Below are 13,011 nucleotides of genomic sequence, written 5' to 3'. Positions count from 1 at the left end.
TTATAGCTCCACTTCCAAGCCCATAGAACGTGCAGAACCAGCAATGGTACGCACACGAGCGTCTAAATCAGCACCAGTTAAATCTGGTTCTTTAGTAGTCGCAATCTCTTCTAATTGAGCACGAGTCAACTTACCAACTTTAGTTTTGTTAGGTACAGAAGAACCCTTTTGAATACCAGCAGCTTTCTTAAGAAGAATAGATGCAGGTGGAGTTTTCATGATGAAAGTGAACGACTTATCGTTGTACACAGTGATCACGACAGGAATTGGCAAACCAACTTCAAGTTTTTGTGTAGCAGCATTGAATTCTTTACAGAATGCCATGATGTTTACACCACGTTGACCTAAAGCAGGACCAATTGGTGGAGATGGATTCGCTTTACCAGCTGGAACTTGCAGCTTGATATAGCCGTCAATCTTCTTAGCCATTGAAATTACCTCTGGGTACAGACGCCGTTAGGCTCCCCAAAAAAATAAGTAATGCCGAAACATTACAACAACAATGCCCGATCAAATCGGGCGCTTTTCAAACAACTGAAATTAAACTGTTTTTTCGACTTGTCGAAATTCAAGTTCAACTTGAGTTGGTCGATTAAATACATTAATCGTCAACGTTAAACGTGACTTTTCGTACTGAACTTCCTCCACGACTCCTTTAAAGTCAGTGAACGGACCATCAATAACGAGCAATTCCTCACCTGGTTCAAACATCGTCTTAGGACGTGGTGCCTCACCAGTATTACGTACACGAGCAAGAATCGCATCAGCTTCACGTTGTGTGATTGGCGCTGGTTTTTCTGGCGTACCGCCGATAAAACCAAGAACCTTTGGACATTCTTTTACAATGTGCCAAGTATCATCATTCATTTCCATTTCGACTAACACATAGCCTGGAAAGAATTTACGTTCAGATTTACGTTTCTTACCATCCTTCATTTCAACTACTTCTTCAGTAGGAACCAGGACTTCACCAAAGCTGTCAGCTACCGTGCTACGTTGAATACGTTCATTAAGCGAACGCAACACTTGTTTTTCAAAGCCTGAATAGGCATGAATAATATACCAACGTTTCATGGCGCTCTTACCCGATAATTAACTTAATAAACCAACCTAACCCATAATCAAAGCACCACAACACTAGAGATGCAATAATTACTACCAAGAGCACCTGCCACGAAGTGGTGATCGTCTCTTGTTTCGTCGGCCAAGTCACTCGACGCAGTTCAATTCGTGCATCTTGCAACAAGCGCACAAAGCCTTTACCTTGATGGGTGGCGTATAATAAACCTAAAGCGACAACGATACAAGCCAAAATTACCCCAACGCGCACCCAAATATCATTTGCAGGCGCCCAATAGGCAGGTAAATGCTGATTTACCAATGCAGAACCGATTAGCAAAGCAATAGCAACCAACCACAGGACAGCATCCAATGGCGAACCTGAACTTACAACTTCTGCATTATTTCTTTGAGGGATTGGCGCGTCGCTTAATGCGTCACGCGATTTATCATTCGACATTTTTTTACTCGTCGTTGAATTCGCGACTTATTATATGACAACTTAGCCAGAATCAAGCTTTTTTATTTAAAAAAAGTGGCAGGCCAGGAGGGACTCGAACCCCCAACATTCGGTTTTGGAGACCGACGCTCTACCAATTGAACTACTGACCTATTAAGCAAATCGAAAGCCGAAGCTTCCGATTTGAGTGTAACACAGTATTGGGCTTATGCAGTTACTTTAGCAACAACACCAGCACCTACAGTACGACCACCTTCACGAATCGCAAAACGTAGACCTGGGTCCATTGCGATCGGGTGGATTAACTCTACTGACATTTCTACGTTATCACCAGGCATTACCATTTCTACGCCATCTTGTAATTTGATCGCGCCAGTTACGTCAGTTGTACGGAAGTAGAACTGTGGACGGTAACCGTTAAGGAATGGAGTATGACGACCACCTTCTTCTTTAGAAAGTACGTATACTTCTGCATCGAATTTAGTGTGCGGCTTGATTGTACCTGGTTTAGCAAGTACTTGACCACGTTGTACGTCTTCACGCTTAGTACCACGAAGTAAGATACCACAGTTCTCACCCGCACGACCTTCGTCAAGAAGTTTACGGAACATTTCAACGCCAGTAACTGTAGTTGTTTGAGTATCACGGATACCAACGATTTCAACAGACTCACCAACTTTGATGATACCAGCTTCTACACGACCAGTTACTACTGTACCACGACCAGAGATAGAGAATACGTCTTCGATTGGCATCAAGAATGCTTTATCGATTGCACGCTCTGGTTCTGGAATGTAAGAGTCAAGCGCTTCTACAAGTGCAAGAACAGAAGCTTCGCCGTAAGGGCCGTCGTTACCGTTTAATGCTTGAAGAGCTGAACCACGGATGATTGGAGTGTCATCACCTGGGAAGTCATAAGTAGAAAGAAGTTCACGAACTTCCATTTCTACTAATTCAAGTAATTCTTCATCATCAACAAGGTCACACTTGTTTAAGAATACGATGATGTAAGGTACACCTACCTGACGAGAAAGAAGGATGTGTTCACGAGTTTGTGGCATTGGACCATCAGTCGCAGCACATACAAGGATCGCGCCGTCCATCTGAGCAGCACCAGTAATCATGTTTTTAACATAATCGGCGTGGCCCGGGCAGTCTACGTGAGCGTAGTGACGGATTGGAGAATCGTATTCTATGTGTGATGTATTAATTGTAATACCACGTGCTTTTTCTTCAGGAGCAGAGTCGATTTGTGAGTAATCTTTCGCTTCACCGCCGTAAGTTTTTGCACAAATTGTTGCAATCGCAGCAGTTAAAGTTGTTTTACCATGGTCAACGTGACCAATTGTACCCACGTTTACGTGTGGTTTATTACGTTCAAACTTAGCCTTAGCCATTTGATTTTCCTCGTTTACGTCGACACCAGTTTAGAGAAAAACAACCCTGAAAAACTTTCTTTATCGACATTCGCCTAAAAAACTAGACACCTAATACTTGAAAAGCAGACTATAATAGCCTGCTTCTTTTTAAATCTTTGTAGAAATTCTACCAAGTTGTATATCTGGAGCTCTTATCGAGATTTGAACTCGAGACCTCTCCCTTACCAAGGGAGTGCTCTACCACTGAGCTATAAGAGCGATCTCTTCGATGGAGCGGGAGACGAGGATCGAACTCGCGACATGCAGCTTGGAAGGCTGCCACTCTACCAACTGAGTTACTCCCGCGCGTTGGTACTTAACCACTTCAATCGAAGCTAGATGGTGGTGAGAGAAGGATTCGAACCTTCGAAGCTTTCGCAACAGAGTTACAGTCTGCCCCCTTTGGCCGCTCGGGAATCTCACCATATCACACTTACACAGTGCTGTTCTTCACTCTAACACTCTACTACATTAAGATGGTGCCGGCACACGGATTCGAACTGTGGACCTACTGATTACAAGTCAGTTGCTCTACCAACTGAGCTATGCCGGCGTTTCTTAGTGTTTCGTACGTTTCGTATCGGAACGGTGTGCAGTTTAGCAAAACTCTCAGGCTATGCAAGCAGTTTTTTTATAAAAACTGCGAAAAACTCATAAAATCAAACCATTTGATGATAATTCAACCGCTTTGATCACTGCGCGAGCTTTTATTTGAGTTTCATTCCATTCTGATTCTGGATTTGAGTCTGCAACAAGCCCTGCTCCAGCTTGCACATATACTTTTTTATCACGAATCACACAGGTACGAATCGCGATCGACATATCCATTTCACCATGCCAACCCAAATATCCAACAGCACCACCAAATACACCACGCTTAACTGGTTCTACTTCATCAATGATTTCCATTGCACGAATTTTAGGTGCACCTGAAAGTGTGCCCGCAGGGAATGTCGCTTTAAATACATCAAGCGCATCGACATCATCTCGAACCTCACCCTGAACATTTGACACGATATGCATCACATGTGAGTAGCGCTCAATCACCATACGATCAGTGACTTGAACCTTACCAATCTTTGAAACCCGACCAACATCATTTCGTCCAAGATCAATCAGCATTAAATGTTCTGCAATTTCTTTTTCATCAGCCAATAAATCTTGCTCTAAAGCCAAATCTTCTTCTTTAGTTTTTCCACGTGGTCGAGTGCCTGCTAAAGGACGTACTGTTGCGATACCATTCTCCAAACGAGACAAAATCTCAGGAGATGAACCAACAATATGAAAAGGCTTCTGATCCGTCAGTGTTTGTCCTTGTACCAAGAATAAATAAGGTGAAGGGTTTAAATGACGGAGTGCACGATAAACCTGTAATGCTTCACCATCAAAATCAGAAACCATACGCTGACCAGGTACCACCTGCATCACATCACCAGCACGAATGTACTCTTTTACCTTCTCAACGGTTGCAAGGAACTTCTCTTTACCTGTAATAGATTCAAAATGAGGAGCAGAATGCGGCTTTGCTTGCAGACTTACAGGTATTGCAAGTAATTGTTCAAGTTGATCTAATTTTTGTTGTGCTTGTTGATAGGCATTTTCTTGATTCACATCAGCATGATGAATCAAAAATAACGTATCTTTCAAATTATCAAAAACAATAACTGTTTTAGATAGCATTAACCATAAATCGGGTAAAGACACAGGGTCGGCTGTTGGTACATTTTTAAGTTTAGGTTCAATATAACGCACTGCATCATAACCAAGATAACCAACTAAACCGCCAGTAAAGCTTGGTAAATCAGGCAACTCATTTTGAGTCGGCACTTTAAATTGTTTTTGAAAATCACGTATATATTGGAATGGATCACTACATTCTTGTTGAATAACAGAACCATCCAACTGTTGAATAGTCAAGATTCCTGCATTGCAAGAAAAAACTGTCGACTCTCCCAACCCAATCATGGAATAACGCGCCCAGTTCTCCCCACCTTCAACAGACTCAAACAAATATGCTTGTTTGTGTTCTTTGAAGCGCGCGAAAACAGAAAGCGGAGTTTCGGTATCCGCTAAACGTTGACGGTATACAGGAATAGTGTTGTAGCCTAAAGATTTTAACTGTTCGAATTGTACTAAGGTCGTCATGAATATTCTCTATGGTTTCGATTTAATCTGCGTTTAGTTTTAATGCTGCTTTAATCCCGCCATCGAAAAACCATACTCATTTTCATGCCCTTCTCCTCACCTGATCTTCATCTACCAATTCTGCCAAACTATCTATCACTTGTTGTGGTTGGCAGTCATAGATACTTTCTCCATGATTATAGCCATAGCTGACCACAATACAATCTATACCTGCACGTCTTGCCGCTTCAACATCATTACTTGAATCGCCAATCATCAACGTTTCAGAAGCCAGAGCATTTTGCTGCTGCATACAATGTAACAATGGCAACGGATGTGGTTTGCGCTCAGCTAAACTATCACCTCCAATTACCATTTTAAAATAAGCACTCAATCCCAAAACATCGAGAATACCTCGAGCCAAGTGTTCAGGCTTATTGGTTACACATGCCATCGTAATTTGATGTGTTTGACAATACTGTAAAAATTCCAACACCCCTGCATATACTTTCGTGTCGACACATAATTCCTGTGCATAAATTTCAACAAATGTATCAAGTAAATGATTGAGTTGTTCTGGGTTAGCATCCCCAAATAAATGATCAAGCACCGTTTCACACAACTTTGCAGCGCCTTTTCCAACCCAAGCTCGAATCTGCACTTCCGTGACTAATGGAAATCCTAGTTTTTCCAAACTGAGATTCATCGCACGGTACAAATCTGCTGCAGAATCAACAAGTGTTCCATCGAGATCAAAGAGAATAAGGCTACGACGCTCTAACTGTGCAATTAGCATAAATTTACTCGACATAAAAAAGGCATACGCTCATGGTATGCCCTGATTGTAAAAGCTTCGCGTAATTATTTAAAGAACAGCCAAGCAATCACAGCCAAAATGATCAGCACGATAATTGAAATCAAACCTACAGATGCATTTTTTTGTTGTTCAACTTCTTGTGCCACTCGTGATACAGGCTCTTCAAATGGAATAGGTTGTTGCTCTAAAGTCGACTGCACATCAACACCTTGTGGTATCGGCGCAGGCTTGGGAATCGCAACTTGCTGCGGCATTCCATCACGACTAATTGGGGTTTCGACAGCACGTTCAGCTATACTCGGCATGCCTTGGTCGTGTGATGTTGATGGCACTGGTTCTGTTTCAATTTCAGGCAATTCAGCATCAACAGGTGCAAGTACAGAAAACATAAAGCTCGCAAATTGCAAAATATCCCCATCATGCAACTCTGTTTCTTGTTCAATTTTCAAATCATTGATAAATGTGCCATTTGAAGAATTCAAATCTTGAACCCAAAGCTGCTGATCTTTCAACAACAAGGCAGCATGTCGACGAGAAATATCGGCAGATTGCAACAAAAGGTCAGCATCTTGATGACGACCAACTAACATATCACGCTCTACGCTAATCTCTTGCCCCGTAAATTCACCCGTAATGGCTTGTAGTTTCCAAGTCATAGATGCATATCCTTATAAAATTTCTCTCAATTTTAACATTGTGACATAAGGTCTTCTGTGCATCTACTGTGAAGATGCCGAACGAATCGTCGTAGTTGTCACTGTATTCTTACTACGCTCAGTCGATTTTGCTGGCAGCTGAATAGATTGCTGTTGTACCTGGGGTTCTATAGTCGCTACAGGTGTAGTTACGACACTACTTTGATTTTGTGTTGCTGTTGGAACCTTTTGATACGGTGACGTAGTATTTAACGGTTGTTGACGATAAATATCAGCCACATTTTCAGGTAACTTAGCAAAATTACCATTTTTATCCATAGCTAGCTGCAAGCTATAAAGCTGATTGTAACGTTGTTGAGAAATTCGACGCACATCATCCGAATCACCAACAATCGTTGGGTGAATGAAAACCAAGAGATTACGTTTTTCATTGGTTTTACTGTCTGCACGGAATAATCGCCCAAGATAAGGAATATCGCCTAAGACAGGCAATCCTTGTCTCGAATGGATTGAATTGTCGGAAATCAAACCGCCCAGAACAACCGTTTGACCATGATCAGCTAAAACCGAAGTTTTGATGGCACGCTTACTGGTCACCAAATCAGTTGCTTGACCGCGACTTTCCTGTACAGCAGAGACTTCTTGCTCAACCTCTAACCGAACAGAACCACCTTCACCAATATGCGGTACAACTTTTAGCGTTACACCCACATCCTTACGTTCAACAGTGGTGTATGGATTCACACCTGTACTATTAGTCGTCACAGAACCTGTTACGAATGGCACATTTTGACCCACAACAATATAGGCTTCTTCATTATCCATCGTCACAATAGATGGTGTAGAAAGAAGATTGGATTTCGTATTACTTTTTAGCGCCTGAATCAATGCACCATAAAGCTTACGTGAACCATTCGCACCTTCTTTATAGTCACCCACTACAATCGAAGAACCAGCCCCAATTGCAGAACCCAAACCAGCCGCTCCACCTGTCAAATATCCAGCAGCTAGTTTTGATAAACTAGATCCAACATTGGTAAAGTTTATTAATCCAATACCACTACTTATATCACCCAATGCCCACTGAACACCCAATTGATCTGCATCATCACCAGCAACTTCAATAATTGCCGCTTCGATCAGCACCTGTTGACGACGTATATCTAATTGCTGGATCGCGGCCTCAATTTCACGCATTAACTGAGGATCCGCTTTAACTACCAATGCATTCTGCGTACTGTCCGCAATAATGCTAACACCATTTCCATTAAAGCTTGAAACACCTGCATTTTGATTATTTGAGCCGCTATTCAAATTAATTGAAGGCGTGGAAATCGAGGAAGATGATCCAGATGTTGAATTTGAGCTTTGATTGTTTGAAACAAGGTTATTGATTGGGTTATTTGATGAGCCTGCATTATTTGATGCTGAAGACGATGAAACTGATTGACCAGTGACCAAGCCTTGCAAAATTTCAGCTAAGTTTTTTGCACTGGCGTATTTCAAACGAAAAACCTTCAAACCGCCCAAACGATCTGCCGAAGGCACATCCAACATTTCGATCATTTGACGTAAACGTTTACGCGAATCAGGATCACCCTTAATCAAAATGCGATTAGTCCGATTATCCGCAATAATGCGTACACGTGAGCCAATAAAATCTTTAGATGCGCCTGTTGCACTCATCGTTTCTAGCAAACCAATAATTTCTTCTGCTTGGCTTGATTGCAAACTAATCGCTTCAATATCATTCTGGCCTGTGCCATCAAGATTACGCACAATATTTTCTAACTGATAAATATTTGCGGCACGATCAGAAACAATCAGCGCATTTGTTCCTGCTACAGCAGCTAAATGCGCGAATTGTGGCATCAGAGGACGAAGTGCAGGAATCAAATCATTAGGGTTGGTATTTTGCAGCCAAATCACACGTGTAACGATTTGGTCTCCACCCGCACGACTGCGTGAATCATATGGGATACCAGAATTTTTCACATTGCTATCAGGAACAAGTTTTACAGTATTTCCCGATGGTAAAGCCACAACACCGTTAACATTCAAAACACCTAAAAATAGGTCATAAACCTCATCTTTATTTAAAGGCTTATTTGAAATCACCGTGACGTTACCACGTACACGAGGATCAACCGCAAAGTTTTTCCCCGTAATATCTGCAACTTCATTAATAAATGCTGTTAAGTCCGCATCACGTAAATTGATCTTCCATGTTTGTGCTTGCACATGGGTACTGATTGACGCGGCTAAAGGTGCTGCGGCAAGTAATGCCCAAAGTGGACGTTGATGATTTAAAAAAGCCATAACCTGCACTTATTCCTAACTTATGTGGTGACGTGTTATCACTAAAAACTTTGTTGTATGGTCATCACTTGATCACCACGTTTTATTTCTATTTTGGCATGCCCTTCACGACGTACTTGCTCTAATAATTGTACTTCGCTTAGCCCTTGCCCAACAGTTTGACCATTAATCGACAGAATACGATCACCTGAACGCAAACCTAATGTGTTTTTCAAGTTCGATGGTGTTCGATCAGAGATTTCATAACCATCTGAACCGCCGCCAGTCACACCCATATTTTTTAAATACTGCTCTCGGTTATCTTGCATCTGCTGTATCGCTTGACCTAAAGCAGATTGCGGAGAACTTTGAGAAGGTGCTTGGGGCTGCATTTGAGTTGGCTGATTATTCATACTTTCATTTAAAACGGGTGCTATCGGTTGATATAAGCCGTTTTCTAGACCTTTGAATTTAACTTCTCGTGTAGCACCATTTCCTTGCCTAAGAATCACATGATCCCAATAAACCTCTGCAAGTTGGTAGGACGTTGAGCCAATCGTCTCACCGACACGATAACGTTCAGCAACATCATTGAGTTTAATGACAGCAGAGGATAAATAACTTGGATAACCTAGCAAAACACCCTGCAACTCTAAATTAACATTATCTTGAGCAGAAACTGCTGCGGGTTCGTTAAATAATGCAAACGAACTAATGTTGGGTACTTGAGCTTGCTGCGAACCCAACTCAACTCGATCAAACTGCATCGGCTGCGGCGGTGCGACAACAAACCAAAATAAAGAAGCCAACTTCCAACATAGCCATAGCACTAATATTACCAACACCAACGCACCTAGCTTGTCTAATTTCTGCCATCTCAATTGTTGAATCTTTTGAGCAAATTGTTTCATCAGAAGCCACCCTGCATGAGTGGTTGACGTGAGCTAATCACGTAAGTGTCTAAACCAGCTTTTCCTTCATATGATGGAATATTCAAAAGCATTCGTTGCGTCAATTGCACATCAAGCATCAAACTAGGGTCTAGACTTAGATTTGCCATTTTTTGACTACGCTGATCACGTACATCTACTTGTAGCTGACCATTTTCATCTTTTATTTCAGCCATTAATGAAGGCATATTCATACGATCTTGACGTTGACCGAATGTATAATTCAATTCACCACCACCCCAGTTTAGCTGCCCTTCCGCAGCACTAAATCCTTTTTCTTTTTGATAATTTAACTGAACATCTTTTAATTGAATCGCGTTCTCAGGCCACTGCCAATTTGCAAAATACTTTAAGGTTTCAGGTGAAACTTCACCTTGAAGATTCTTGATCATGATTTTTTTACCAAATCCATAACCAAAAACACCATTAAATTGGGTATTTCCACTGTGTATATCGAGATTTGCACCAACACGTAATAACAATAAATCTAGAGGTCTAGTTTTCCAATGGACAGTTCCTCGCAGTTGACCACGCTGCCAATCCGCCTGTCCCTGCCAGATATTGCCACTAACATTATGTAATATTTGATTATCTTTAGAAAACTTAGCAATTAACCATGTTGCTGGAATTTGTAAAATAATAAAAATTAAGAATGCAAAAACGGCGAAAATCCACCATCTCCATTGTTTTGTTTTTTTCTTCATTCCACCCTTACCAACACGCAAAATATCATCCTTGTCGAGACACTCGCCCTCTGATTGACATTATGCATACTTTTTCAACATCGCCAATTCTCTCATATAAAAAAACCAAGCTTTTTAAGCCTGGCTTTTTAATAAAGAATAAAATCACCTTATGACAATACGATGACTTTAAAACTTGACTTAGATTAAGAAATCTTCAAGTTTTGCACCTTTCTCTAATTCTGCAACTAACCAACGTGGCTGCTTACCGCGACCTGTCCAAGTTTCTTCTGCATTATTTTTATTACGGTAACGCGGCTCAACAGCTTTACGGGTTGTTTTCTTACGTTTTTGCTCACCAAGCTCCAAAAGCTCTTCAACGCTGTATCCAACGTTTTCAGCAATCGCAATAATTTGATTATAAGCATCTTCAATTGCTTGATCTTTTTTGCTTGCAATTAAAGCTTCAGCTTCAGCTTGCAAACGCTTGAGATCTTCAACAGATAAATCACTAATATCTGGTTTCATTAGAACCACTCCAACTCAAAAGGGAAATATATCACTCAAAAAATAAAATGAATTAAAAATTCAACTCAATATTAATTTATATGTAATTAGATAATCAATATTAAAATAGTCAACTTAATCACAGCATTCACTTAAATCAGCTATTATTTACAATAAAACAAAGAAACTTTGTTCACATCAAATATTACAGCACATTTTACCATTCTTTTAACTTCATATTTTATTGTTATTATTTCTTAAAATATCAATTCAAAACCCACCTTAAAATAAACTTAATCTAGATTTATAAGTAAGTTTTATTTTAAAAAATTTATTGAATTGCACCTCGATACAACTCAATAAATATGACTTAGATAAAATTATACATAACTGTCTTTACATATTATTCAATATGATGTCCAACACTTGATTCCAACGTTATAATACGATTACGAATCTCGGTAGGTATATTAATTTTCTTTGAATCATGTTTGCCAACACACACCATGACGGCCTCACCAGTTGCAACCACTTGAGCTTGATCACGACTCCATAAAACATAATGCATTCTAAACGCACTATTTCTTAACTCTTCAATTCTTGCACCAATATGCAGCACATCAGGATAAAATACTGGGCTTAAATATTTACATTGACTCGAAGCAACAACCGTCAATATATCCTCATCGAATATGTTTAATTTCATTAAATAAGCAATTCGTGCACTTTCAATATATCGATAATATTGAACATTATTTACATGTCCAAAAGCATCCATATCCCCCCATGCAACAGCTTGCTCAAGAATTACTGGATAGACAGACAGCTCTTTCATTATTTCACTCATATCTTAAAGTTAAGAAAATTAACATCATTTTCAAAGATTAAATTCAACTGTCTGATTAAATCAGAATCATCACCCAAGATGGATTTAATCCTTAAATAACTCATTAAAATATTATCAGGATATAAATCCAACAATTGTGCTGCATCAGTCTGGCGATCTGTCGCCATAAATATATGCCATTTTGCAAAAGCCAGCATTGGAACGCTGGTATATTTTTGCTCCAACTCCATAATTCGTTGTTCAACATAAGCATAATCAGGAATTTGCTTAAGTAGCTGTTGTTGAAACCACAAATAAAATACTTCAGGATCAAAATGCTCTTGCAATAGATGTAAGGCAAGCTCCCCGTGCTGGAGACTCATTTCAGGCATTCGAGCCAATAATTTTAACCAAAGTACTTTACTGGTATAAGGCCGTGCTTTGATTTCTGAATGCAGCATCATGTAACGTTGTTGAAGTACACCTAAATCATCGACAGTAGCTTGATCAAATTGAATTAATAATTGCTGCAACCAAAGATCACGATGTTCTGCATCTAGCAGCCCATGTTGAGTACTTTGTAAAAACACCCATGGCTTTTGTAAGGCCAATTTACCCCACAAACTGGTTATTTTTTGCTGATATGCCGTTTCAATTTCGCTTAGCCAAGGGGATAGTTGATGTTGTGCGAGAAATTCCAAATGTGTAAGTGCTTTCTCTGTTTCTTGTCGCTCTAGAAAAATATCCACTCTAAGCAATTCAGCAAGTTCAAAAGCCATAGGGGCTGACTTTTCTAGATTCATCAATGCGGTTTCATAATCACCATTGCGATAATCAAATTGAGCATCAACGATATTACTCAATAAACCTGACTGTGTGAAAACTCGCTCAATGAACACTTGCTGATCTTTGGCAGCATCTAATAACCAAACGATGCCAAGCTGCTCATAAGGATGTAAATCTTTAAATCGAAGAATTGTATCTTTCTGTCTTTGCTGTTGTGCGAGATATCTTTTTGCTAATAACCATCCTGCCTGAGCGATGAAGCTCACAAGAATAAAGCAAGTTACTAATCCCCAAAAGCTACTTTGAAACTGCCAGTCCCGCCAATAGATATAAGCGTAACCACTACCGTAACCATAGCTAAAGACTGAAAAAATAGCGAATAAGCTAAGGGTTGCAAGGAAATATATCTTCAATAAATGCTTCATAT

The 13,011-nt window shown here is 40.2% G+C and carries 13 protein-coding genes and 5 tRNA genes; all 18 read right to left on the bottom strand.

Going from position 1 to position 13,011, the window contains the following annotated elements; genetic code table 11:
- The 18 genes from rplK to R2H34_RS01660 all read right to left on the bottom strand — a co-directional run bounded on the left by rplK (position 1) and on the right by R2H34_RS01660 (position 13,009).
- A complete protein-coding gene (gene rplK, locus R2H34_RS01745; protein WP_004637639.1) occupies positions 1-429 on the bottom strand; it encodes a 50S ribosomal protein L11 in 429 nt (142 codons plus the stop codon).
- Positions 430-540: 111 nt separating this feature from the next.
- Positions 541-1,074: a transcription termination/antitermination protein NusG gene (nusG, locus tag R2H34_RS01740; RefSeq protein WP_004916944.1), complete on the bottom strand. Its 534-nt coding sequence runs from the start codon at positions 1,072-1,074 to the stop codon at positions 541-543.
- A 7-nt stretch (positions 1,075-1,081) separates the two neighbouring features.
- Positions 1,082-1,519 (bottom strand): preprotein translocase subunit SecE, encoded by a 438-nt coding sequence (gene secE, locus R2H34_RS01735; RefSeq protein ID WP_004674339.1) that lies wholly within the window; start codon positions 1,517-1,519, stop codon positions 1,082-1,084.
- A 76-nt stretch (positions 1,520-1,595) separates the two neighbouring features.
- Positions 1,596-1,671, bottom strand: a tRNA-Trp gene (locus R2H34_RS01730).
- Positions 1,672-1,725: 54 nt separating this feature from the next.
- The gene (gene tuf / locus R2H34_RS01725) at positions 1,726-2,916 is read right to left on the bottom strand and encodes an elongation factor Tu (RefSeq protein WP_318342387.1); all 1,191 of its coding nucleotides are present in this window, start codon (positions 2,914-2,916) and stop codon (positions 1,726-1,728) included.
- A gap of 165 nt (positions 2,917-3,081) precedes the next feature.
- A tRNA-Thr gene (locus tag R2H34_RS01720) sits at positions 3,082-3,156 on the bottom strand.
- 11 nt (positions 3,157-3,167) lie between these two features.
- Positions 3,168-3,243, bottom strand: a tRNA-Gly gene (locus R2H34_RS01715).
- 34 nt (positions 3,244-3,277) lie between these two features.
- Positions 3,278-3,361, bottom strand: a tRNA-Tyr gene (locus tag R2H34_RS01710).
- Between the two features lie 53 nt (positions 3,362-3,414).
- A tRNA-Thr gene (locus tag R2H34_RS01705) sits at positions 3,415-3,490 on the bottom strand.
- Positions 3,491-3,588: 98 nt separating this feature from the next.
- Positions 3,589-5,082: an anthranilate synthase component I gene (gene trpE / locus R2H34_RS01700; RefSeq protein WP_004958556.1), complete on the bottom strand. Its 1,494-nt coding sequence runs from the start codon at positions 5,080-5,082 to the stop codon at positions 3,589-3,591.
- An 82-nt stretch (positions 5,083-5,164) separates the two neighbouring features.
- Positions 5,165-5,857 carry a phosphoglycolate phosphatase gene (locus tag R2H34_RS01695; RefSeq protein WP_005403548.1) on the bottom strand — a complete coding sequence of 231 codons (693 nt, stop codon included), beginning with the start codon at positions 5,855-5,857 and terminating at the stop codon, positions 5,165-5,167.
- A 65-nt stretch (positions 5,858-5,922) separates the two neighbouring features.
- Positions 5,923-6,534, bottom strand: coding sequence for an FHA domain-containing protein (locus R2H34_RS01690; protein ID WP_005403547.1), 612 nt, complete (start codon positions 6,532-6,534; stop codon positions 5,923-5,925).
- Between the two features lie 63 nt (positions 6,535-6,597).
- Complete coding sequence (gspD, locus tag R2H34_RS01685; protein ID WP_004957392.1) at positions 6,598-8,853, bottom strand: type II secretion system secretin GspD; 2,256 nt, start codon at positions 8,851-8,853, stop codon at positions 6,598-6,600.
- Positions 8,854-8,894: 41 nt separating this feature from the next.
- On the bottom strand, positions 8,895-9,743 hold the full coding sequence (locus tag R2H34_RS01680; RefSeq protein WP_004957388.1) for a type II secretion system protein N: 849 nt from the start codon (positions 9,741-9,743) through the stop codon (positions 8,895-8,897).
- Positions 9,743-10,486: a type II secretion system protein N gene (gspN, locus tag R2H34_RS01675; protein ID WP_005403545.1), complete on the bottom strand. Its 744-nt coding sequence runs from the start codon at positions 10,484-10,486 to the stop codon at positions 9,743-9,745. Before gspN ends, R2H34_RS01680 begins: the two co-directional genes overlap by 1 nt.
- Positions 10,487-10,666: 180 nt before the next feature.
- Entirely contained in the window at positions 10,667-10,993 is a 327-nt protein-coding gene (locus tag R2H34_RS01670; protein WP_004958548.1) for an H-NS family nucleoid-associated regulatory protein, read from the bottom strand.
- 382 nt (positions 10,994-11,375) lie between these two features.
- On the bottom strand, positions 11,376-11,807 hold the full coding sequence (locus tag R2H34_RS01665) for an acyl-CoA thioesterase (RefSeq protein ID WP_004958542.1): 432 nt from the start codon (positions 11,805-11,807) through the stop codon (positions 11,376-11,378).
- An 8-nt stretch (positions 11,808-11,815) separates the two neighbouring features.
- Positions 11,816-13,009 carry a heme biosynthesis protein HemY gene (locus tag R2H34_RS01660; protein ID WP_318342386.1) on the bottom strand — a complete coding sequence of 398 codons (1,194 nt, stop codon included), beginning with the start codon at positions 13,007-13,009 and terminating at the stop codon, positions 11,816-11,818.
- Between the last annotated feature and the right edge of the window lie 2 nt (positions 13,010-13,011).

This window comes from Acinetobacter sp. 16 (genome assembly GCF_033439925.1).
In the GTDB taxonomy this organism is placed as follows: domain Bacteria; phylum Pseudomonadota; class Gammaproteobacteria; order Pseudomonadales; family Moraxellaceae; genus Acinetobacter; species Acinetobacter junii.
The sequence above is the reverse complement of the archived record's forward strand: the minus strand, read 5'-3'. Positions and strand labels throughout refer to the sequence as shown.